Origin of the sequence: Virgibacillus sp. AGTR, from assembly GCF_016919725.2 — a bacterium.
Lineage (GTDB): Bacteria > Bacillota > Bacilli > Bacillales > Amphibacillaceae > Virgibacillus > Virgibacillus salarius.
This window is the reverse complement of the sequence record NZ_JAJERH010000053.1, coordinates 1-22,863: the sequence shown is the minus strand read 5'-3', so window position 1 is coordinate 22,863 and position 22,863 is coordinate 1. Positions and strand designations below refer to the sequence as shown.

At 38.0% G+C, this 22,863-nt stretch carries 18 protein-coding genes; 13 read left to right on the top strand and 5 right to left on the bottom strand.

Annotated elements, in window-relative coordinates:
- Nucleotides 1-112: 112 nt before the first annotated feature.
- The 3 genes from JUJ52_RS16505 to JUJ52_RS16495 all read left to right on the top strand — a co-directional run bounded on the left by JUJ52_RS16505 (nucleotide 113) and on the right by JUJ52_RS16495 (nucleotide 3,971).
- Nucleotides 113-439, top strand: coding sequence for a MazG nucleotide pyrophosphohydrolase domain-containing protein (locus JUJ52_RS16505; RefSeq protein ID WP_026681849.1), 327 nt, complete (start codon nucleotides 113-115; stop codon nucleotides 437-439).
- Nucleotides 440-785: 346 nt separating this feature from the next.
- A complete protein-coding gene (locus tag JUJ52_RS16500) occupies nucleotides 786-2,828 on the top strand; it encodes a catalase (RefSeq protein WP_226983622.1) in 2,043 nt (680 codons plus the stop codon).
- Nucleotides 2,829-3,224: 396 nt separating this feature from the next.
- Nucleotides 3,225-3,971 (top strand): SDR family NAD(P)-dependent oxidoreductase, encoded by a 747-nt coding sequence (locus tag JUJ52_RS16495; RefSeq protein ID WP_205389592.1) that lies wholly within the window; start codon nucleotides 3,225-3,227, stop codon nucleotides 3,969-3,971.
- Between the two features lie 64 nt (nucleotides 3,972-4,035).
- Here JUJ52_RS16495 and JUJ52_RS16490 read toward each other — a convergent pair whose 3' ends face one another.
- A complete protein-coding gene (locus tag JUJ52_RS16490) occupies nucleotides 4,036-4,626 on the bottom strand; it encodes a TetR/AcrR family transcriptional regulator (protein WP_205389593.1) in 591 nt (196 codons plus the stop codon).
- 200 nt (nucleotides 4,627-4,826) lie between these two features.
- On the opposite strand from JUJ52_RS16490, the gene JUJ52_RS16485 reads away from it, so the two are divergent.
- On the top strand, nucleotides 4,827-6,524 hold the full coding sequence (locus tag JUJ52_RS16485; protein WP_226983623.1) for a methyl-accepting chemotaxis protein: 1,698 nt from the start codon (nucleotides 4,827-4,829) through the stop codon (nucleotides 6,522-6,524).
- A gap of 48 nt (nucleotides 6,525-6,572) precedes the next feature.
- Here JUJ52_RS16485 and JUJ52_RS16480 read toward each other — a convergent pair whose 3' ends face one another.
- The gene (locus JUJ52_RS16480; RefSeq protein WP_034679252.1) at nucleotides 6,573-7,070 is read right to left on the bottom strand and encodes a hypothetical protein; all 498 of its coding nucleotides are present in this window, start codon (nucleotides 7,068-7,070) and stop codon (nucleotides 6,573-6,575) included.
- Nucleotides 7,071-7,078: 8 nt separating this feature from the next.
- Nucleotides 7,079-8,083, bottom strand: a complete 1,005-nt coding sequence (locus tag JUJ52_RS16475) for a DUF3231 family protein (RefSeq protein ID WP_205389594.1) — start codon at nucleotides 8,081-8,083, stop codon at nucleotides 7,079-7,081.
- Nucleotides 8,084-8,257: 174 nt separating this feature from the next.
- Between JUJ52_RS16475 and JUJ52_RS16470 the strand changes: the two genes are divergently transcribed.
- The 7 genes from JUJ52_RS16470 (at nucleotide 8,258) to JUJ52_RS16440 (ending at nucleotide 16,305) form a co-directional block, all read left to right on the top strand.
- The gene (locus tag JUJ52_RS16470) at nucleotides 8,258-9,811 is read left to right on the top strand and encodes a spore germination protein (RefSeq protein WP_308036049.1); all 1,554 of its coding nucleotides are present in this window, start codon (nucleotides 8,258-8,260) and stop codon (nucleotides 9,809-9,811) included.
- Nucleotides 9,808-10,911 carry a GerAB/ArcD/ProY family transporter gene (locus JUJ52_RS16465; protein WP_205389595.1) on the top strand — a complete coding sequence of 368 codons (1,104 nt, stop codon included), beginning with the start codon at nucleotides 9,808-9,810 and terminating at the stop codon, nucleotides 10,909-10,911. Before JUJ52_RS16470 ends, JUJ52_RS16465 begins: the two co-directional genes overlap by 4 nt.
- Nucleotides 10,904-12,091 (top strand): Ger(x)C family spore germination protein, encoded by a 1,188-nt coding sequence (locus tag JUJ52_RS16460; protein WP_205389596.1) that lies wholly within the window; start codon nucleotides 10,904-10,906, stop codon nucleotides 12,089-12,091. The genes JUJ52_RS16465 and JUJ52_RS16460 overlap by 8 nt, the downstream gene beginning before the upstream one ends.
- Nucleotide 12,092: 1 nt before the next feature.
- Complete coding sequence (locus tag JUJ52_RS16455; protein WP_205389597.1) at nucleotides 12,093-12,260, top strand: hypothetical protein; 168 nt, start codon at nucleotides 12,093-12,095, stop codon at nucleotides 12,258-12,260.
- A gap of 66 nt (nucleotides 12,261-12,326) precedes the next feature.
- Complete coding sequence (locus tag JUJ52_RS16450; protein WP_205389598.1) at nucleotides 12,327-13,826, top strand: amidase; 1,500 nt, start codon at nucleotides 12,327-12,329, stop codon at nucleotides 13,824-13,826.
- A gap of 406 nt (nucleotides 13,827-14,232) precedes the next feature.
- On the top strand, nucleotides 14,233-14,448 hold the full coding sequence (locus JUJ52_RS16445; protein WP_121604416.1) for a hypothetical protein: 216 nt from the start codon (nucleotides 14,233-14,235) through the stop codon (nucleotides 14,446-14,448).
- Between the two features lie 333 nt (nucleotides 14,449-14,781).
- Complete coding sequence (locus tag JUJ52_RS16440; protein WP_026681860.1) at nucleotides 14,782-16,305, top strand: AbgT family transporter; 1,524 nt, start codon at nucleotides 14,782-14,784, stop codon at nucleotides 16,303-16,305.
- Between the two features lie 573 nt (nucleotides 16,306-16,878).
- Here the strand turns inward: JUJ52_RS16440 and JUJ52_RS16435 are convergent.
- Nucleotides 16,879-18,231 carry an aspartate aminotransferase family protein gene (locus JUJ52_RS16435; RefSeq protein ID WP_205389600.1) on the bottom strand — a complete coding sequence of 451 codons (1,353 nt, stop codon included), beginning with the start codon at nucleotides 18,229-18,231 and terminating at the stop codon, nucleotides 16,879-16,881.
- Between the two features lie 858 nt (nucleotides 18,232-19,089).
- Here JUJ52_RS16435 and JUJ52_RS16430 point away from each other — a divergent pair.
- A complete protein-coding gene (locus JUJ52_RS16430) occupies nucleotides 19,090-20,277 on the top strand; it encodes a M24 family metallopeptidase (RefSeq protein WP_205389601.1) in 1,188 nt (395 codons plus the stop codon).
- Nucleotides 20,278-20,710: 433 nt separating this feature from the next.
- Here JUJ52_RS16430 and JUJ52_RS16425 read toward each other — a convergent pair whose 3' ends face one another.
- Nucleotides 20,711-21,679, bottom strand: coding sequence for a 2-hydroxyacid dehydrogenase (locus tag JUJ52_RS16425; RefSeq protein ID WP_205389602.1), 969 nt, complete (start codon nucleotides 21,677-21,679; stop codon nucleotides 20,711-20,713).
- A 664-nt stretch (nucleotides 21,680-22,343) separates the two neighbouring features.
- Here JUJ52_RS16425 and JUJ52_RS16420 point away from each other — a divergent pair.
- Nucleotides 22,344-22,863 (top strand): GntR family transcriptional regulator (locus JUJ52_RS16420; protein WP_228089044.1); only part of this gene is annotated, 520 nt, incomplete at its 3' end.

Sequence of the window (22,863 nt, the reverse complement as noted above, 5' to 3'; positions counted from 1 at the left end):
TCTATCTATGGATTTTATATGGCTGACTTATATTTTTTCATAACTCTAAACTTGTCTTGCACATGTAGCATGTATGGTATGTTAGTATTTTAGTGAAAAGGGAGGATGGGTAATGAATATAGAACAATGGCAGAAATGGGTAAAGGATTATTATAATCATCGAGGATGGTCTGATTTAAATGTATTTATTCGAATCGGTTTTCTAGCGGAGGAAACTGGGGAAGTAGCGAGAGCGATAAGGTCACTAGAAATCGGTCGTGATCGTCCCGATGAAGCAAATAATACTTTCGAGGAAAATAAGCAAGAATTAATAGAAGAACTGGGGGATGTACTGGGCAATGTTACAGTGATTGCTAACAAATATAATATTTCGTTAGAAGAAGTATTTCAAGTACATAAGGAGAAATTGTCTAATCGCTATCTAGACGATGAAGAATAGTATATTTGTCATTACATAAAAAGTAGCTGCAGCGTTGTGGCTACTTTTTGTATTTATTCATCATACAACAAGACATGATGCAGGACGCATTTCAGTATTATTGCACATGGATTTTTAATAAGAAAGGTTAGCAGCGATAAATTTGAAAAGTTTAATCTGATGGGCTAAATGAAGGGAACAGGCTATTTTCACTTGTTGGTATCACATACTGTAAAGCATCATATATTCACTCGTAGTCAACTATTGATTGTCCATCTCCTCTTTTTTGAATAATTCTATTTTTAGAGAATAGAATCTATTGTAGAATCATGTGCTTTTTCAAGCATCGAAAGAGGAGGTTTACATCGTGGGAAAAGAGAGTGAACGGAAACATGAGAATAAAAAGCAAGAGCAGTTGAATGAATTTGTAAGGGATAACTATGGAAAGATTATGACTACAGAAGAAAGTGTTAAAGTTTCCAATGATGAGGATACGTTAAAAGCAGGGATTAGGGGACCGCAGCTTTTAGAAGATTTTATGATGCGTGAAAAGATGACTCACTTTGATCGCGAGCGTATACCAGAGCGTGTTGTTCATGCTCGCGGTTATGCAGCCCATGGTTATTTTCAGGTATATGAGTCTCAAGAGAAGCTAACAACGGCAAAGTTCTTGCAGGACCCATCTGTAAAGACACCTGTTTTTCTTCGTTTTTCTCAAGTAGCGGGTTCAAGAGGTGTGAATGAAACCAATCGTGATGTACGAGGGTTTGCTACAAAGTTCTACACAGAAGAGGGGAATTTTGATTTAGTAGGAAATAATATTCCTGTCTTTTTTATTCAAGATGGTATTAAGTTTCCAGATCTCATACATGCTGTAAAACCAGAGCCTCATAATGAAATACCACAAGGACAAACGGCACACGATACATTTTGGGATTTCATTGCAAATAATCAAGAATCAGCACATATGATGATGTGGATTATGTCTGATCGTACGATACCTAGAAGCTTTCGAATGATGGAAGGGTTTGGTGTACATACCTTTCGCTTCGTAAATAAAGAGGGAACATCACGGTTTGTAAAGTTTCATTGGAAACCGAAGCTAGGGGTTCATTCTTTAATTTGGGATGAAGCACAAAAGCTTGGAGGGGCTGATGCTGATTATCATAGACGAGATTTATGGGAGAACATTGAAGCAGGCAATTACCCAGAATGGGAACTAGGGATTCAAGTACTTGAAGAAGAGGATGAATTTAATTTTGATTTCGATATTTTAGATTCAACGAAAATTTGGCCAGAAGAAGATGTTCCTGTTCAAATCATTGGAAAGATGACGCTAAATAAAAATGTTGATAATGTATTTGCAGAAACGGAGCAACTAGCACTTCATCCAGGTAATATTGTTCGAGGTATTGATTTTACGAATGATCCATTACTGCAAGGGCGTTTGTTTTCTTATACAGATACGCAGTTTTACAGAGTAGGAACCAATTTTAAAGAACTGCCAATAAATCGACCTATTTGTCCTGTTCATAATAACCAGAGAGATGGTGCTGCTAGAATTACTATCGATAAAGGGCAGGTTGCTTATCATAATAATTCCCTTGCGAATAATACACCTTATACAGTACCAGGTAGTAAAGGCGGTTATGTAACCTATCCTTCCACAGTCGAAGGCATAAAAATTAGGGCAACAGCAAGGAGTTTTATGGATCATTTCTCACAGGCTCGTCTGTTCTGGAATAGTATGACAAAGGTTGAACGAGAGCACATCATTGATGCATTTAGTTTTGAATTAGGGAAAGTCAATAGTATATCTGTAAGACAACAGGTAGTAAATATGTTAGGACGTATCAGTAGTAAATTGGCCGCTAGTGTGGCTCGAAATGTTGGTGCAGAGATTCCAGATGTTGAAGCGTCGACGGTAACCAAGAAATCACCAGCTGTGAGCATGGCAAATACAATATTTCGTCCTGATACGTTGCGTGTAGGTGTAATTATTGCCCAAGGATTTAACGAGAGCGTAACGAGGGCAATATTGAATCAATGGAAAGCAGTAGGACTTCAGCCAGTAATTATTGCTAAAGATTTAGGAACGGTCACAGGGGAGAACGGGGAAAAGTGGAAGGTGGATAATAGCTTTTTGACGGGTTCTCCTCTTTTATATGATGGATTGTATGTTGTCGGTGGAGATCATATGGGAAATGATTTTATTTGGAAAACAAAATCCTATGTTGTAGAATCTTATAATCACTATAAACCCATTGGTGCTTCTGAGGAAGCTTCTACCATTATTGAATCTTTAGGCATAGATGGTCAGCCTGGTGTGCTAATAGAGCAGACACCAGAATTGTTTGCAGATGAATTTATTAAAGCAATGACGAAACAGCGCTTTTGGGCAAGAGGTTAGATAAAAGTCCTATTGAAAAGGATACTATAGAAAGTTGTGCGTGACTAAGCACCATTAATATTTGTATTATCATATGAACAAAGCTCTTCTTCAATAGAGGAAGGGTTGGACTATAATACGCCTACGGAAGAAGGACGTTCGTACACGAAAAGCAAATAGTTGTAGCGTAAAAAAGAGCTTGTAGATAACCAAGAGGTTCCTCCTATAAGCTCTTTTAGTTATAAAAAAATAAATACTAGTCATCCTTTCTATACGGAACTAATGAAGCGTTCTTCCTATAGGATAAAAACGACATCTTTTAATAATTTACACTAAGTAAATTATTTGTCAATTAAACAACTTAAATGATATACTTCATCTGTAAAACAAATTCTTTTCTAAGAAGGGATGAGGAACATGGGTCGATTAGATAATAAGGTAGCGTTAATTACTGGAGCTGCCAATGGCATGGGGGCAATGGAAGCAAAGCTATTTGCTGAAGAAGGAGCAAAAATTATTGCAACTGATATTCAAACAGATATATTAAATAAAGTAATAGATGATATAAAGGATAATGGTGGAGATGCAATAGCCTTTCAACATAATGTTACGTTAGAGGAAGAGTGGAAGCAGGTCATTGCTGAAGCGCTGAAAGCATATGGGAAAATTGATATTTTGGTAAATAACGCTGGTGTATCTAGCCCAGAAACTATTGCTACAATGGGAATGAATGAATGGAATAAAGTAATGGATATTAATTTGAATGGCTGTGTTATAGGGATGAAGTATGTCATTCCAGAAATGCAAAAACAAGGTGGGGGATCTGTCATTAATATTTCTTCTATCGGAGGAATTGTTGGAATGGCTGGGACAAGCCCATATACTGCAGCGAAAGGTGCACTTCGATCCTTATCTAAGTCAGCAGCAGTAGATTATGCAAAAGATCATATTCGCGTTAACTCATTGCATCCAGGAATTATTGAAACACCGATGACAGCACCTTCTATGAAAGATGCGATGCAATACTATCATACATTTACACAGCTTCCTTATTTAGGTAAGCCAGAAGATGTGGCATATGGCGCGTTATTCCTTGCATCTGATGAATCTCGCTTTATGACGGGAGCTGAGTTAGTTATCGATGGTGGTTGGACCGCTTTATAGAAGTGTAGTCAATGCTTTCTAACATAAATAAAAATAACCCAGTTAGCACATTGCTGGGTTATTTTTATTTATAAGGACCTTTAACAGATAAGTGAAGTAAGATTTGTGCCATTTTTTCTTTCGAATAAGGATAGTTGTTATTTATCCACCAAACGATGACTTCAAAATAGGCAGCTGTTGTATATACAATAATAACTTCTCTTGGTGCTGCTATTGTTTCATCGTTAGGAGAGACCATCGAAAGCCCTGCTTCAATAAAATGATAGAGTTCTTTTTTGAAGCCTGTAGCGAAGGGAGATCCTGTATTTTTAGCAAGTAGTGATTCATAAAAAGCTTGATTATCGAGGATATGCTCAAACAGGCGGATAAAGATCGTATAATTATCCAGATTCATATCTTTTAGCTCTGTCTGCGATTCGTTAACCTCTAACTTCTCATGAAAGTCCTCAAGTATTAAATTAGAAACATAGTGAACAAATTGATCAAGATCATCGAATCGGAGATAGAATGTTTGTCTTGTTACTCCAGCTTTTTCACAAAGATCCTTAATGGTTATTTCATGTATCTGTTTTTCTTTCATTAAAAGAATAAGGGATTTTTTTAAAAACGCGATGGTTCTTCTTATTCTGGGATCGCCAGTTTTTTTCTTCTTCAAATTTACCCAACCTCAAATCCTAAACTGCAAAAATTCCTATAATTAGTATACTTGTTCAAGCAACATAGATCAAAGAAACAACTTGTTTAATAAACTGAATTATACAAAAATTAAAAAGGATATACATTTACCTAAAAATAATTCCGATAAAACACATATAGAGGTTGTGAAGTATCTTATCTGAAAAGGGGTTTGGGTAGATGGAAAAAATAATGAATTTTAAGCATATAAAAAATAAGCTATATGTAAGCTTTTCAATTGTTATTATTTCAAGCTGTCTCTTAGGTATATATAATTTTATTTTCGTAGGCAAAACAAATCATCAAGTGGAAGAGATGATTGAGCAAGATCTACCGTATGTTAGCGTTGCTGAAGAAATAAACGCAAATTTGGCACAGCAAACGGGGCTAGCTAGAGGATATTTACTATATAATGCAGCTGATTATAAACAGCGATACGAAGCAATAAAGGAAGAAAACAAAACGTTAGAAGAACAGCTTGCCAAAAATGGTAACGATGAAGAGATTAAAGAACTAATACATATGAAAAATCAATGGGAAGAATCGGTAGAGTCAGTATTTTCTATTTATGACGCTGGAAATAGAGAACAAGCAATGACGAAGATGACAAGCGAGGTAGAACCATTAGAAAGTGAATTTCGGTCAAGGCTAGAAGAGTCTCTTACAGTAACGAAGGAAGAAATTACGGATGACGGGCAATCGATTATAGACGATGGGAAATCTACTCATATCGTTATAATTGTAGTTACCGTGTTAGTAGCCATCATAAGTATAGCTATAGAACTATTTATTGTTCGTGTTATTTCGAGACCAATCTTTAACGTAACAAAACGAATGAAATTAATCGCAAAAGGTGAGCTTCATCATGAGCCTTTACAAACATCATTAAAGGACGAATTAGGGCAGTTAATAAATGCTACCAATGAAATGAATCAAAATACGAATCAACTTCTGGGAAGAATTGGTTCCGTTTCTGAGACGGTAGGTAATCATAGCGAGTCATTGTCACAAACAGCGAATGACGTAAAAGCTGGATCAGAGCAAGTAGCAACTACGATGCAAGAGTTGTCAGCTGGATCGGAAACACAAGCAAACAACGCGAGTGACCTTGCCTTGAACATGGACAACTTTACAACAAAGGTTCGGGAAACAAATGATAAAGGAGCACTTATACAACAAGCATCAAATGAGATTTTAACGATGACTGAAGAAGGAGATTCAATGATGAAATCTTCTTCTGCCCAAATGGTCAAAATCGATGAAATTGTTAAAGATGCTGTTCATAAAGTGAAGGATCTAGACGTGCAATCACAGGAAATATCTAGTCTAGTAAATGTAATAAGAGACATTGCGGATCAGACAAATTTATTAGCATTAAATGCTGCCATCGAAGCTGCAAGAGCAGGAGAACATGGTAAAGGATTTGCTGTAGTGGCAGATGAGGTAAGGAAGCTTGCTGAGCAGGTAGGTGAATCTGTGACAGATATTACAAAAATCGTTTCTAATATCCAACAGAATTCAACGCTTGTAACGGAATCTTTACAAGGAAGTTATACAGAGGTAGAAGAAGGGACATCACAGATTAAATCAACTCAAGAAACATTCAATGGAATTTCTATGTTTGTTACGGAGATGGTTCATACAATAAATAGTATGGCAGACAATCTAGCAGAAATGACTTCAAATAGTAATAAAATGAATGAATCTATTCAAGAGATTGCGTCTATTACGGAAGAGTCATCTGCAGGTATTGAACAGACATCTGCAGCAGCTCAGCAGTCTAGTAGTTCAATGGAGGAAGTAGTCGATAGTTCACAGCAATTAGCAAAGCTTGCTGAAGACTTAAATGAACTTGTAAAAAAATTTAAACTACGATAATAGAATATATTTAATCGTTTAAAGCTCTCGAGTTATCACGAGAGCTTTTTAGGCATTTGCATCCGTTTTATTTTTAAGTACTTTTAGGAGTATCCATTGAATAATTCCTCCAATACCTAAGCCAATTGGTAAAAATAAGATTGGCAACCACATAGGACCGATTAAGTGCCCAAATAATGTAAGATTAGATGAAAATATTAAACCTACTGTTACAAAATATGCCGAGAACACAAGAGGAAGATATGCAAACGGCCTTTTTCCACCACCAGCATCTCGATAGGCATCCCAAATACTAAAAAAATATAGACAAGGATAGAACATCAGCCATAGATAATTCGTTGCCTCGATTGCTTCTTCGATTCTAAAGTGAAAGCTTAAAATAATAATCTGGTTAAAGTTCCCCATGATATTAATGATAAATTCTAGTCCGACTAACAATAAACCTTTTACGTACTTTTGGTTTAATAACTGGCCAAAACCTGGTAATGCAATACTCCACAGTAGCACTTCTAATTTTCTACTCTTCTTTGATAATTTCTGCTCCATACAAAGCCCTATTTCGCTAATTCTTTACGATTAGCTGCCATTGGTGGTTGCTCTAACCAACCATTTTCAATCAGGATTTTCGTTCCATCATCTGCATATTTGGCAACTTCAGCGATTAAACGAGTATATTGTATGCTCAGGTCATGACGTGGGCTAGTAGAAAGTGCAACGCCGTATTGCCCCATACTAGATGCGATGAGGGTGGAAACAAAGGTCATCATTAATCGATCAGAAAATGGTGGCTTTGTTGAATCAGTTACCTCAGAAGTCAATAGAAGTGCTCCATCAGATAAAAAATCTTCATGTAGAATGGATGTGAATACTTCTAAATGCTTTCCTGATATATCTCTACCTCTTTCAAAAAACTTTCTAACTTCTTTTGATTGTGCCACTTGGCTAAAACCAGTAATAACTGCATGCCCTAATGCATTTCGCTTAGCATGAAAGACTAAATTGGTTATTTCCATACCAAGTAATGGCCTGCGGTCACCGAACCATCCGGAAATAAAGTTTTTCTTTTGTATAAATTCCACATTGGACTGTTTAGGAATACGTGGAGTACGAATATATATACCCTTTTCCTTTTCTAATTCTTTTGTTCGTTTATGGAGATCTTTAGCTAATTCAAGGTTCGTCGAATAATAGTCAATAACATCGTCGCGATCTGCAACGGAAAGTGCCATGCTATAAGTGCTCATCATTAGAATGGTCATGTTATGTGTGTATTCTAAATAAAGGTGATCAGAGAAAAGACGTGGTGCGTGAATATCAACATCCTCATCCATGAACCCATGTGGGATTGGTATACCCTCTGTATGAAATATTTCTTCAATATGAGCAATATGCTTTTCTACTAAAGAATGTGCCTCTTGGAGTATCTGTTTAATATCTGTATCCTCTACATGATTTAGAAAATATTGAAGTCCACACCTTGTTACGGTATCGCTTTGGTATGTAGTCCAAAGTGAAGATATATCGGCAGCAGAGAGAGCAATAGATTGATGATTTCCCAAAAGTAAAACTCCTTCCTATTATATGCGTCATTCTATACAGGTTAAATAACTATCTTTTGTAGTTTCTGTGGAAAATGAATTATTATACAGTATTTAGGGAAAAAGCAATTTGTATAAATTATTAGGAAGTAGGGCAAAAAAAGAGTAGAAATACTCTATATTGAAGGTGATGCTGTGGCTGCTCGCTCCATATTTAAAAGAAAAAGTAAAAAAGGGATAAGCGCTAATGATGAGAATTTTTCCCGGTATTTAGATGCGAATATTGACGATAACTTGGAAAGTATAAAAGAGATGCTTGATTCTCCAAATGATTTAGTTATGAGGAGATTCCATTTAGGAGAACATAAGTGCGCGATTGTTTACATAGATGGTCTTAGTGATAAGGCTACGATAGAAGAAAATGTTCTAAAAAATTTAGAGATTATCGAAAGAAATAAAAAGCTGACAAGTACAGATAAGCCAAATCTACTTGCGATTATTCATGAAGAGCTAATCAGTTTAACAAGTATTCAAAATGTGAATACCATGGATGAACTAATGCTTTCGCTACTCTCAGGTGGTTCTGTGTTTGTCCTCGATGGCGTGGATCGTGTCTTATTATTGGATACAAAGATGTGGGAAAACCGTTCGATTGAAGAACCAGTGTCAGAATCATTAATACGAGGTCCCAGAGAGGGGTTTGTCGAGAATTTACGGACAAATATGGTGCTTCTTCGCCGGCAAATCCGTGATCCAAATCTACATTTTAAGACCCATGAAATTGGTAGAAGATCGAAAAAGAAGCTCGTAGTGGCTTATATATCAGGGATTATTCATCCAGATATCTTAAAGGAAGTAAATCGTCGATTAGAAGCGATTGATACAGATGATGCGCTTGAATCTGGTTTTATCGAACAATGGATTGAGGATAGTTTTTTATCACCTTTTCCGCAGGTAGATAATACGGAAAGACCAGATAAAGCAGCTGCTGGGCTAACACAGGGGAAGTTTGTCATCATTTTAGATGGTACACCATTTGTATTAATTGCACCTACAACAATAGGCAATACGTTTCAATCTCCAGAAGATTATTATGAGCGCTGGCTAATTGGAACGTTATTAAGATGCCTGCGTTATTTAGCGGCTTTTATTACGATGTTTCTTCCGGCGTTATATATTGCACTAGTATCCTTTCATCAAGGAATGATACCATCACAGCTAGCCTTTTCCATAGCTGCTACTAGGGAAGGTGTACCGTTTCCAGCTTTTGTTGAAGCTGTATTAATGGGAGTTACTATGGAGCTATTACGGGAAGCAGGGGCAAGGTTACCGAAGACAATTGGACAAACAATCGGTATTGTAGGTGGTTTGGTAATTGGTGAAGCAGCAGTTTCCGCAGGCGTGGTCAGCCCGATTATGGTAATCGTAGTTGCATTAACGGCAGTAGCTTCCTTTACACTTCCGTTGTATAGTGTAGCGATATCCTTTCGGTTAATCCGGTTTACGTTTATGTTAGCAGCTGCCTTCTTAGGATTATATGGTATTGTACTCACGTATATTATGATCAATATTCATATTGTAAATCTGAAGAGCTTTGGTGTTCCGTATTCAGCACCATTTGCGCCAACCTTCTTTAGAGATTGGGATGATTTAATCCTACGTGTGCCGATACCTATGCTAACGAAGCGTCCGGAATACTTACAGCCTACCGATTCCAAGGCTGGAGATAAGGAGGGTAAAAGGGTTTGAAGTGGTTTGAATATGGCGATGAAACAATTAGTGATAAAGAATTATTGATAGCCGTTCCTTCTACCATTATCGGTGTTGGTATCCTTTCTCTACCTAGAGAAATTGCAAAAAATACGGTATCAGCGGATGGTTGGTTATCTATTTTCATAGTTGGTGTTCTATTTATTGGCTTTGCTTGGATAATTGCAAAGCTTGCTTCTACTTATCCACATCAATCCTTTTTCAGCTATGCTTCATCACTCGTAACACGACCAATTGCAACCGTGCTTACCATTTTACTTGCGCTGCAGGGGTTTGTATTAACGGCATTTGTGATGCGGGTTATTTCTGATATTGCGAAGGAATACTTATTTGATCAGACTCCGGTAGAGGTCATTGCATTATCGTTTTTACTGGTTGTTGTTTATGCAATAGCTGGATCTAGAGCAGGACTCTTTCGGTTAAACATGATGTTTTTCCCGATTATTATCTTTATAACCGTCCTTGTTGGTGGGTTCGCAGTTGCTTGGTTTAGTGTTGACAATTATCTGCCTGTATTTAAAACGGATTTATCTGGGCATTTAAAGGCAATGCAAACAAGCTCATTTTCTTTTACCGGTTTGGCCATATTACTTTTTTATACCTCCATCGTTCGCAAGCCTAAAAAGGCTCCGAAAATGGCAGCGATTGGTATGGCTATTGTACCTGTTCTATACATCTTTATCTATCTGCTATGTTTAGGTGTATTTGGCAATCTAGCAACCGCAAACCTAAACTATCCCATTATTGAATTAGCTAAAGAAATTGAGGTTCCTGGTGGATTTTTTGAGCGTTTTGACTCTATCTTTTTTGTGATCTGGATCATGTCGATTTTTAATACAACTGCTATGTCTTTAGATGTGACGGTATTTGCCTTAGAATCTATTTCGAAATTAAAAAAGATTCAACTATTGTATATTCTGGCTCCATTAATATATCTTGTTGGCATGTTTCCTCAAGATCTAATAACGGTAGTTCAACTTGGTGAATTTGTTAGTTATTACGGTGTTTTAATCACAATATTTGCTACTGTTCTTTTAGTTATCATGTCAGTGATTAAAAGGAGAAGATCAAATGTCTAAAAAAAAGCTGGTATTTCTTCTCTATTATTGTTTGCTGACATTAGTATTAGCGGGCTGCTGGGATCGGGTAGAAATCGAAAATCGAGGCTTCGCAGTTGGATCCGCTATCGATTTAGTAGAAAAGAAAGCGGATGGTTCCTATGAGTTAATGTTGACAAGTCAATTCGTTGTTCCTTCAGGCTTAGGTTCACCGGTGCAAGGAAGAGGTGGGGGACAGAAGGCATATCTAAATATATCTGCTACTGGAGAAAGTCTTTTTCAAGTCAATCGTGAAATGGCTACATTAACCAGTCAAGTACCTTTTTACCAGCATTTAAAGATTTTGATTGTATCTGAGGATGTAGTAAAGGAACCCAATCTATTTGGCAATATTATGGACTTGTTTATCCGCGATCATGAAATGCGGAGAGGAATCCGCATTGTAATTGCAGAAGGGGAAGCAAGAAAGATACTAGATATTAAGCCTGACAATGAAAAAGTGCCTGCACTTTATTTGGATTCGTTGATGGAAAATAATTATAAGAATGCTGGATCATTAAAGCCCGTTCATATTGGAGAATTACAAGAGCTGCTATTAAGCGAACGGAGCTATAGTATCCCAGAGGTACATTTTGCCGATAAATTTATCCAATATAAAGGAGCAGCAGTTTTTTATGGTGTGACAAACGAGATGGTTGATTCCTTAATGGATGAGGAAGCTAAAGGGCTAGCGTTTTTAACAGAAACGAGTACAGATGGGTCCATTAAAGTAAACGTAAATGGCGAAATGGTTACAGTGGAATTAAAGAGTGTAGATCGAGGTATCCAGGTGACTCCAAAAGATAAAACTGACATCGACGTAGCAATTGATATTCATGTAAATGGAAATGTAGCGGAACGGTTTGGTAAGGCAAGCGTACGTATGGATTCGTATATAAAGAAAGTAGAAAAGGATGTAGAAGATAAAATAGAAAAAATGACTACTCAAACAAAAGATAAACTGCAAAAAGAGCTAAAAGTTGATGTTATCGGTGTTGGTGACAAATTATATCAGAAACATTATACATTTTGGAATACAGTGAAGGATGATTGGGATAAAGGAGAAAATTATTATTCTCAAAGCAAGATTAATATCAATGTGACAGCAAAGGTACAAATGGTTGGTTCATCAGATAAAGTGAAGACGACGGGAGATGATTAGCATGTGGCATAATCTTGTAAACAATTTACCGAGCTTCAAAACGTATATATACATGGCTTTCGCTTTTCTAGTCCCGTTCGCAATATCAAAAATGAATATGAAATTTCATAAATTAGGCGATCCGCCATGGAAGAAAAAAGACGATGCAAGCAATTATGAAAAAGAATAGATTAGATTTGGTAACTTGAACATTCAGTGATACACTAATGGCATCATGGAGAAAAGAGGTATAGCAGTGAATGTTCAAGAATACATAAAAATGGATGCTACCGCTTTAGCTGAATTAATTAGGAAAAAGGAAGTAACTCCCAAAGAATTACTAGAGGTAAGCTTTCAACAACTTGATCGTGTGAATCCTAACTTAAATGCAGTTGTTCAACATAGAAGAGAGAAGGCGTTTTCTGAAGCACAAAAGGAAATATCCTTCCAACGGCCATTTGCTGGAGTTCCAGTACTATTAAAGAATACATCACAGCGATTAGCTGGAGAAAAAATCACCTCAGGATCCAGACTATTACAAACGTCTATTGCTAATGAGGATGCGCATTTTGTTACAGCTTTTCGAGATGCAGGATTCCAGTTCATGGGCCATACGAATACACCAGAATTTGGGTTAAAAAATATAACAGAACCAGAGGTTGATGGGCCAACAAAGAATCCATGGGATCAAAACTACTCTCCTGGTGGATCAAGTGGTGGATCGGCAGCGGCTATCGCTTCAGGTATTGTCCCGCTTGCTGGTGCAAGCGATGGTGGTGGATCCATTCGCATCCCTGCATCATTTACGGGATTATTTGGTTTAAAACCAACGAGGGGACGAACTCCGGTAGGTCCTGGGGTTGGTCGGCAATGGCATGGTGCAGCGATAGATTTTGTACTAACTCGTTCGGTTAGAGATAGTGCGAGTATGCTGGATATATTACAAACGATCCAACCAGAAGCTGCATTTCAAGCGCAACTATTTTCAGAAGAATATAAGCTATTTATACAGCAACATTTACCGAAACAGTTGCGGATTGCTTTTACGACGAAATCGCCAGTTGGTACCCCTGTTTCACACGATGCAAAGATTGCCGTTATGGATACTGTAAATTGGTTGGAGGAACAAGGGTTTCATGTAGAGGAAGCAGAGCCCAAGGTTGATGGGAAGCAATTAATGCAAAACTATTATCTAATGAACAGTGGCGAAATAGCAACTATGATAAACAGTGTCGAGCAATCAATTGGTCGCCCGATTGATACGGATGATGTAGAGGTGGAGACATGGTTACTGAATTTTGCTGGTCAATCCGTTTCAGCAGCTGCCTTTTCTGCCAGCCTTGCATCATGGGATACTGCCGCTGAACAGATGGCTACCTTTCATCAAAGGTACGATTTTTTTATTACACCTGCATCTGCGTATACGGCACCGAAGGTAGGAGAACTCACTTGGAGCAGTGCTGAGAAGGATCGGCTAATTGAACAGATGCAATTAGCTAGAATCGAAGAGCAGCAGGACATTATTTATGATATGTTTTTACCTAGTTTAACCTATACTCCATTTACACAACTGGCTAATTTAACTGGACAGCCGGCAATGTCGATACCTGTTTATGTATCAGATAATGGTTTACCACTTGGCGTTCAAGTGATGGCTGGAAAAGGAGAGGAGCACCGCTTGTTGCAACTTGCCTATCATATGGAAAAATCCGATTTATGGATCGGACAGAAGGGAAATCCTTATTTTAAACGGTAGCTAGAGTAATGATGTGAATAGAAAAAGGGGAGAAATAGCCTCGGTGTATAGATAGGTATGTCTCAGAAGTCATCCTGTCTTAAAAGATAACCAAACTACACCGGTATTTCTTCCTTTTTTCATAAGTTAAGAAAGTATAAAATCAGTGCAATGACTGCGTTAAGCCAAGTAGTTATTCTGAAATGTTTGATGTATATTGGCAATGCTCCGACTAATTACTTCGCTTTCCGCGGGCACGGCCTCAACTAACTTTGCAAAGAAGAACACGTTGCAAAGTGGATTTTCGGCTCGCGCTAATCCCGCAGGAGTCTACGTAATTAGTCTCCGCTATGAGAAGGTGCAACAATTCTTGTCATAAGTAATAGGTTGACTTTTTTTACAATGGGTAAAGTGAAAATCGCTATCCGTGAGTATAAAAGTAGCTGTGTTACTTCATGCTAGCGTTGTAGAGCCTGATAATAGCGAAGGCCGGCCACTTCAACTCCTGTGGGAAATGTTTGACCTGAAGATCCACTTTTTTGAGCGGGTTTTGCTAAAAAAGTTAGCTGAAGGACAAACCCCACGGAAAGGGAAGTGGGCAGCCGGAGTGGTGGTCAAGCAAGCAGTAGCTATTATTCCATAATAGCTACTAGAGGAAGCGTAAATCTGAGCATTTAGTGATAAGGACTGAGCGAATTTTGCTCCGTTTTTTTTTTAATCTGTCTTAAGTCTATTTATGGAGCATATATGTATCAATTGGTGAAGGTGATCATAGCGATATTAGCCTTCATGTAGTAGTATTGGCACAAATATCTTTTTTAATTGGAATAATATTGGGAAAAATATTATTATTTTTACTTATTTTGTTTCTATTTCCATTTATGGATATGCCTTATATAATGGATTACATGCGCTTACATTTTAGGTTTATTTTCAGAATATTACCCATTTGACAACAAGAGAAAGGAGAAATGATATGGGGAAGAAGAAAGGTGTATTCCAACGCTCGTTGGATGGCATTGAAGTAGTTGGAAATAAGTTACCACACCCAGTTACATTATTCGCAATATTGGCATTAATTGTATTGCTATTATCAGCAGCTCTTTCTCCTCTAGGAATTAGTGTAGAGCATCCTGGAGAAGAGGGGAAGATGGTAGAAATTAAAAATTTGCTAAATGCGGAAGGGATACAATATATTTTCACTAGCATGACGGATAACTTCATTGGGTTTGCCCCACTTGGAGTAGTATTAGTTACCATGTTAGGTATTGGAATTGCAGAACGCTCTGGTCTCATTAGTGCATTGCTTCGTGGGTTTGTCCTGTCCGTACCGAATCGTTTTATAACATTAGGTTTGGTGTTTGCTGGGATCATGTCAAGCGTAGCATCGGATGCTGGATATGTCGTATTACCACCGCTTGGTGCATTATTATTTGCGGCAATTGGTCGTCATCCATTAGCCGGTCTGGCAGCAGCTTTCGCGGGAGTATCTGGCGGGTTTAGTGCAAATTTATTTTTATCGGGAACAGATGCTTTACTCGGAGAGTTAACGATAGCTGGTGCTGCTGTCATTGATCCAGCTTATGCAGAGTCAATGAGTATTGCCATGAACTGGTGGTTTATCATTGTATCCGTTTTTGTGCTTACCATTATTGGTACATGGGTTACGGAACGTGTTGTAGAGCCCCGTTTAGGAGAATACAAAGGGGAGTATCGAGAGAAGATTGAGAAGCTAACCAGTATAGAGAAAAAAGGATTAATTTGGTCTGTTGTATCGATTATTATTGCTGTCATTTTAACCGCCTTACTCATCGTACCTGAAGGAGCTCCTATGCGTGGAACAGGTGATCAGCCAATTATTGATTCACCATTTATGGATTCATTGGTACCAATTATTGCTATTCTCTTCTTTATTCCTGGTCTCGTGTACGGGAAGGTAACAAAAGCAATTAAAAATGATAAAGATGTAGCTGGGCAATTGTCAGATACAATGGCTTCCATGGGTATGTTTATCGTATTAGCTTTTACCGCGGGACAGTTTGTTGCATATTTTAATGAATCTAACATGGGGTTAGTGCTAGGCGTATATGGTGCAGAGTTTTTACAAAATATTAATTTAACAGGAATACCATTGGTGCTCGTATTTATCGTATTGGCAGCCTTTATTAATATCTTTATTGGTAGTGCCTCGGCAAAATGGGCGATGATGGCTCCGATCTTCGTACCGATTATGATGCAACTAGGCTATTCTCCAGAGTTAACACAAATGGCGTATCGGATTGCAGATTCTTCAACGAATATTATTTCTCCACTGATGACTTACTTTGCAATTATTATTGCGTTCGCACAAAAATATGATAAAAAAATGGGAATTGGTACGTTAATTTCAACGATGCTACCGTATTCCATTTTCTTCCTTATCGGATGGACGATTATGCTTGTCGTGTGGATGCTGCTTGGTATCGAGCTTGGACCAGGTGCACCAATATTGTATAACTAAGGTCTTTAAAATCGAGTATAGCCTGTTAAAGGTATATACTCGATTTTTTTATAGTTTAGGAAATTGCAAAATTTGCCCATGTGGATAAATATGCGCTTGTTGAGCTGCGTGCAACTCCAGTCGCTACGCTTCTAATCGGGCGTTTGCGCTCTTTTCTAGGTAAAAAATAGTTTTTTAAATTGGCTCTTTGTCAAATGACGTTGGTCATGAATGTTATCCTGTATAAATTTAGTGCCGACTAACTAAGAAATAGTATTCAATAGGGATGAAAAACGGCGAGCGGTATGCCCTTGTTATCTTGCGCTTCAGGCGGTACGCTTACCGCGGGCACGGTCTCAGTCTCCGCACTCGCAAAGTGCGCTCGCTTACGGGGTCTTCACCTCGTGCTTTTCCCGCTGGTGTCGACCGCCTTCCATTCCAGATAACGAAAACAGTGTCCTTTATGAATAATCTTTTTTACACGTTACTCGCACATCCAAAAGCCTTTATGCTGTTTTTGGGTGTGTTGGCGTTCGAAATTTATCCCGCATATAACTGGCAGTAAGTCCTCACTGATTGAAGTTTCACTTTATACTAAATCGCAGCAATAGCATCCTTTAGGATGGTTACTAGATAATTAATTTCATCTCTTGATATAGAAAGCGGTGGTGACATCGTTATAATATTGTTATAGCCTGCAACCGTATCACTTGTTTTGCCAATTATGATGCCTTTTTTTCTACAATAGTTCACGACGCCTGCAGCTATGGTTTCATCAATTGGTTCCTTTGTTTGTTTATCTTTTATAAGCTCAATACCAGCTAATAGTCCTTTACCACGAATATCACCAACATTAGGGTGCGTATACAGTTCTTGTAATTCTGCGAGCAAATATTCCCCCAGGTTCGCAGCGTTAGTGACTAAATGTTCCTCTTCCATAATCTCTAAATTTCGTATAGCAACAGCACAAGCTGCTGGGCTGCCGCCAAATGTGTTAACATGACGGAAATGATCGTATTCCTTCGTTGAGGTTTTGAATTTTTCATATATGTCACGTTTTACAGCAGTTGCTGCTAGTGGCATATATCCACTTGTTAGTCCTTTAGCCATCGTAATTATATCTGGTTTTACATCATAATGCATAAATCCGAAGGGCTTCCCTGTTCTGCCAAACCCGTTGATAACTTCATCAGCAATTAATAAGACACCGTGCTTATCACAAATCTCACGAACTTTTTTCATATAACTATCGTGGGGAACTAATATTCCGCCGCCAGTAATAATTGGCTCCATAATAAATCCAGCAATTGTTTCTTTGATCTCCCAAGTAATTGTGCGATCTAACTCATCAGCAGCTTGGTGACAGCATTGTTCATTTTCGTTCGTAAAAGGGCTCCGATAGCAATCCGGCGGTGTGATATGGACGAAGCCTGATGCTAATGGTTCGTATTTATAGGCCCGTTGATTTTGTCCACCGGCTGCTAATGTAGCTAAAGTGCTACCATGATACGAGCGATAGCGTGAAATAAATTTATAGCGATTAGGTGCATCAGTCTGTTGGTAATATTGGCGGGCAATTTTGAAGGCTGTCTCATTAGCTTCCGATCCACTATTGGAATAAAAAATAACATAATCGTCGCCTAGCCATTCATTTAATTTTTCACTTAATTTTATTCCTGGTATATGACTTTGTGTTAATGGATAATAAGGCATCTCCTTTAATTGATGTGCACAGACGTCAGCTAGTTCATCTCGACCATAACCTACATTAACACACCATAATCCTGCCTGTGCATCAAGAAATTTATTACCGTCGATATCCGTGATCCAGATACCATCAGCTTTGGTGCTAATCATTGTACTGCTAGGGTTATATCTTTTCATGCCATGCCAAAGATACTTCTCATCTTTTTCCAACAGGTCCTCTTTTTTTATAATTGGTTCCAATATAACAAACTCCTTTCTATAATCGGATCAAATAAAAAAGCTGAAAGTGAAAGATGGGAAAAGTAGCAAATGTGATATATGATGAATGAGGAATAGTTACTGTAGTGATTTCAGGTTGGCTCTCTTTGTCGTTTGTCGACAATTCAAGTTACCAATAATTAAACACATTTAAAGAAAATAGTCAATAAATTTATAAAATACAGAAAAATGATATAGACGATTAAACATTCAATTGCTATACTATTCTCAAGTGTAGTCTGTGACAAAATAAATGGGTAGAGGCAGAGATTGCTCTGTCTGCGCCCATTTTTAAATAGCATTTTCATCATTTATTGTGTTATTACATATATTTATAGTACACATTAGAAGAAAATATAACGTATTCCATACTTTTTAATTTGTGTGCATTATTTTGTATTTAATGCCGACAATCGACAGGCATGTTCTATTAATCCCACCCTTTTACCTCGCATATAACTGGCAGTAAGCGCCCCAAATAAAGTGAATCCAATATTGGTAAGAGGGGGGGCACTGCTAGTAAATGTCCGATTGGTTCGGGCCTACATGGAAGTAGGCCACAAAGGCGTTGCCACAGGACGTGGCGAATGAAGCCTTTGTACGTGTTTGTTTTAGTAAAAACCTAATTGAGGTTTCACTTTATTTCTAATGCCTACTGTAACTGTCTTTTTAAACGCATGGGCAATGAAAAGTTCCTCGCCCATGATTGTTAAACTTTTCCAATCATCAAAGAAATTACAATTAACAACAATATTAATTCTTGTGATATTTATATGATCTACTTTGATGTTGGTGTTTTTCACTCAAGCAGCTTCACTTTAAATGAATGGAGGGGTTTGTATGGTGTTTTTTTCTATTTCTGAATATTATGAAAGGTTAATAAAAACAAAACACCGTATGGCTAATGAAGGAATTGAGGTTTTACTTGTCACAGATCCAGCTAATATGAATTATTTAAGTGGATATGATGCATGGTCATTCTACGTACATCAATTGCTTGTCATTTTTATTGATGAGGATCAACCTTATTGGATTGGCAGAGGGCAAGATGCTAGTGCGGCTTTCCACACATCTTGGTTAGAAGCGGATCATGTATATCCATATACAGATGATTATATCCAGTCTTCCGAAAAACATCCGATGGAGTTTGTCAGTGATTTTATTAAAGCTAAAAAGTATGACAAGAAAAAGATTGCAGCTGAGTTTGATGCCTACTATTTCACAGCAAAAAATTTTATGAAGCTAAAAGAAAATCTGCCTCATGCTGTATTTAAGGACGGAACAAATTTAGTAAATTGGATACGAATTATTAAGTCTGATCAGGAAATAGAATGTATTAAAATTGCATCAAAAATCGCTGAAGGGGCGATGCAGGCTGCTTTTGATTCCATTGATGCTGGAGTAAGGCAATCCGATGCTGCTGCAGCAATTGCTCATGCCCAGATCCGGGGAACAGATGATTTTGGCGGAGATTACCCTGCAATTGTACCATTATTACCAACTGGTGATCGAACTTCAGCTTGTCATCTTACGTGGACAGATGAGCTATTCCGACAAGGTGATCCGGTAATTATTGAATTATCTGGTTGCTATAAACGATATCACTCACCTTTAGCTAGAACAATCTTTCTTGGTATGCCAGATGAAAATATTCAATATATCGCAGACGTCGTAGTAGAGGGGATAAATATAACGTTAGATGCCATTCGTCCAGGTATTTCTTGTGAAGAGGTAGAGGCTGTGTGGCGCAGAGTTATAGAGAAAAGTGGAATAAAAAAAGATTCGAGGCTTGGTTACTCAATGGGATTAAACTATCCCCCAGACTGGGGAGAGCATACTGCTAGTCTAAGAGCTGGCGATCATACAATCCTTAGAGAGAACATGACTTTTCATATGATACCAGGAATATGGCTTGACCATATGGGGGTTGAAATAAGTGAATCTTTTCGCGTAACAGATAAAGGCTGTGAAGTGTTAGCAGATTTTCCTCGTGAATTATTAGTAAAACCTAATATTCGATTAGCCTAAATATAGCAAAACGGTTCGTTTAAGGCAGAACGTAAGTGACTGCCTTGAACGAAGGTGGAAATAATATCCGTACTAATTTATCCCGCATATAACTGGCAGTAAGATCCCCAAATCACGCAATCAATTGAAACCAATATAGCTAAGTATGGGATCGACTGCCAGTAAATGTCCGATTGGTTCGTCTAACCATCCGAGGGGATAAACAAACTTCCCCACGGATGGAAGTCTCACTTTATCCCGCATATAACTGGCAGTAAGCCCCCCTCAAGTAATGAAGAGAAACCAATATAGCTAAGTGTGGGTTCGACTGCCAGTAAATGTCCGATTGGTTCGGGCCTACATGGAAGTAGGTCACAAAGGCGTTGCCACAGGACGTGGCGAATGAAGCCTTAGTACGTATATGTTTCAGTAAAAACCGGATGGAAGTTTCACTTTATTTCCATACCGTATCATTAATTAAGTTAGGTGGCTTTTGTCCACGTAAACCTGCAAGCAAATTTTCGGCAGCTAATGCTGACATTTTTAATTCCGTCTCGCGAGTCGATGAACCAATATGGGGTAAGGTGACTACATTATCCATTTTCAATAAATCATTTTTAGGATCGACAGGTTCTTGTTCAAATACGTCAAGGCCAGCACCTGCGATATTGCCGTTTTTTAACGCTTGAATTAAATCCTGTTCGACAATTGTCTTTCCGCGAGAACCGTTAATGAAAATAGCTGTTTTCTTCATCAAGTTAAATTCCCGTTGACCAATCAAATGTTTTGTTTCTTTAGTTAATGGTGTAATCAGACAAACGAAATCAGAACGCTGTAATAATTGATCTAAGCTAGCGTAGGTTGCCTGAAATTTCTCTTCAGCTTCGGGCTTTCGGGTGCGGCTGTGGTAGAGAATGTTCATATCAAAACCATGATGAGCTCGTTGGGCAATGGCAAAGCCGATTCTCCCCATACCAATAATACCTACTGTTTTATGATGTACATCAGTACCATAATGTCTACTATCCAGTGATTCAACCCAATTACCTGATTTTACGAGTTGATTGAGTTCGGGGAGCCTTCTAGCTGTTGATAGTATTAAGCCAAAGACCATATCAGCGACTGTATCGGTCAGAATGCCAGGAGTATTAGTTGCCATAATCTTTCTATTAGTCAATGCTTCTAAATCTAAGTTATTGTACCCAACTGAAACATTACTAACAATTTTTAAGTTTGGAGCACGATCCAATAATTGACGATCAATCTTTAAATCGAGTCCAATAATACCATCTGCTTGTTGAAGAAAAGCTAAGAAAGCTTGATCTGAATTTGTATCCACATTCTTAAAAAATTGAACGTCATGGTTTTTTTGTAAATCATCAAGCACAGGCTTTTCGACGCGTTGATAGGCAAGAATTTTCATAATAAGCTTCCCCCATTCTGTACTATCTTAAAATTAAATTACTTTCAACATAGTAGGTTCTAATAAATAAGTCAAGGTCCATTTATCCCGCATATAACTGGCAGTAAGATCCCCAAATCACGCAATCAATTGAAACCAATATAGCTAAGTATGGGATCGACTGCCAGTAAATGTCCGATTGGTTCGTCTAACCATCCGTGGGGATAAATAAACTTCCCCACGGATGGAAGACTCACTTTATCCCGCATATAACTGGCAGTAAGCCCCCCTCAAGTAATGAAGAGAAACCAATATAGCTAAGTGTGGGATCAACTGCCAGTAAATGTCCGATTGGTTCGTCTAACCATCCGTGGGGATAAATAAACTTCCCCACGGATGGAAGTCTCACTTTATCCCGCATATAACTGGCAGTAAGCCCCCCTCAAGTAATGAAGAGAAACCAATATAGCTAAGTGTGGGATTGACTGCCAGTAAATGTCCGATTGGTTCGGGCCTACATGGAAGTAGGTCACAAAGGCGTTGCCACAGGACGTGACGAATGTAGTCTTTGTACGTATATGTTTCAGTAAAAACCGGATGGAAGTTTCACTCTATTCCCCCTCTAACTAAATACTAATGTACTTGTCGACACATTTCTAAGAGGTAAAAAAAGGAGTTAATATCAATGAATGATAATGGCGTATTACTAAAAAAGTCTTTAGGTGAATTGATTGCTGAACAACTTCGCCAAGATATTTTAATACGGAAAATTGGATTTGGCGATCGGCTGATTGAGACGGATATTGCAGAGCGATTTGATGTCAGTCGAAGTACTGTGCGAGAGGCATTGAAGATTCTTGAACAGGAGGAGTTAGTGGTTAACAGAGCCCGTAAAGGCACATTTGTCTCTATGTTTACCAATCGTGATTTAGATGAGATGACTGAATTGCGTTTAATGATTGAAACAAACGCTTTTGTGAAAGCATTAAAACACTTGGAAAAAAAGCATTTTATACAATTGCTGTCCATTATTGAAGAAATGGAGTTGGAAGCACAAAAAGAAAATTGGGACCAGTTGTTTGGTCTAGATTTAAAATTTCATCAATATGTAATTAATAGGTGTGGTAATTCACGACTCATTAAAATATATGAATCGATAGCAGTTCAGATTCGGGTATACGTTGCTCATCTGGACAAATATTATT

Bases quoted from the DNA above. Each gene is read 5' to 3' on its own strand.
- JUJ52_RS16505 (WP_026681849.1), top strand. From the start codon at position 113: ATGAATATAGAACAATGGCAGAAATGGGTAAAGGATTATTATAATCAT.
- JUJ52_RS16495 (WP_205389592.1), top strand. From the start codon at position 3,225: ATGGGTCGATTAGATAATAAGGTAGCGTTAATTACTGGAGCTGCCAAT.
- JUJ52_RS16485 (WP_226983623.1), top strand. From the start codon at position 4,827: ATGGAAAAAATAATGAATTTTAAGCATATAAAAAATAAGCTATATGTA.
- JUJ52_RS16480 (WP_034679252.1), bottom strand. From the start codon at position 7,070: ATGGAGCAGAAATTATCAAAGAAGAGTAGAAAATTAGAAGTGCTACTG.
- JUJ52_RS16460 (WP_205389596.1), top strand. From the start codon at position 10,904: ATGTCTAAAAAAAAGCTGGTATTTCTTCTCTATTATTGTTTGCTGACA.
- JUJ52_RS16455 (WP_205389597.1), top strand. From the start codon at position 12,093: ATGTGGCATAATCTTGTAAACAATTTACCGAGCTTCAAAACGTATATA.
- JUJ52_RS16440 (WP_026681860.1), top strand. From the start codon at position 14,782: ATGGGGAAGAAGAAAGGTGTATTCCAACGCTCGTTGGATGGCATTGAA.
- JUJ52_RS16430 (WP_205389601.1), top strand. From the start codon at position 19,090: ATGGTGTTTTTTTCTATTTCTGAATATTATGAAAGGTTAATAAAAACA.
- JUJ52_RS16425 (WP_205389602.1), bottom strand. From the start codon at position 21,679: ATGAAAATTCTTGCCTATCAACGCGTCGAAAAGCCTGTGCTTGATGAT.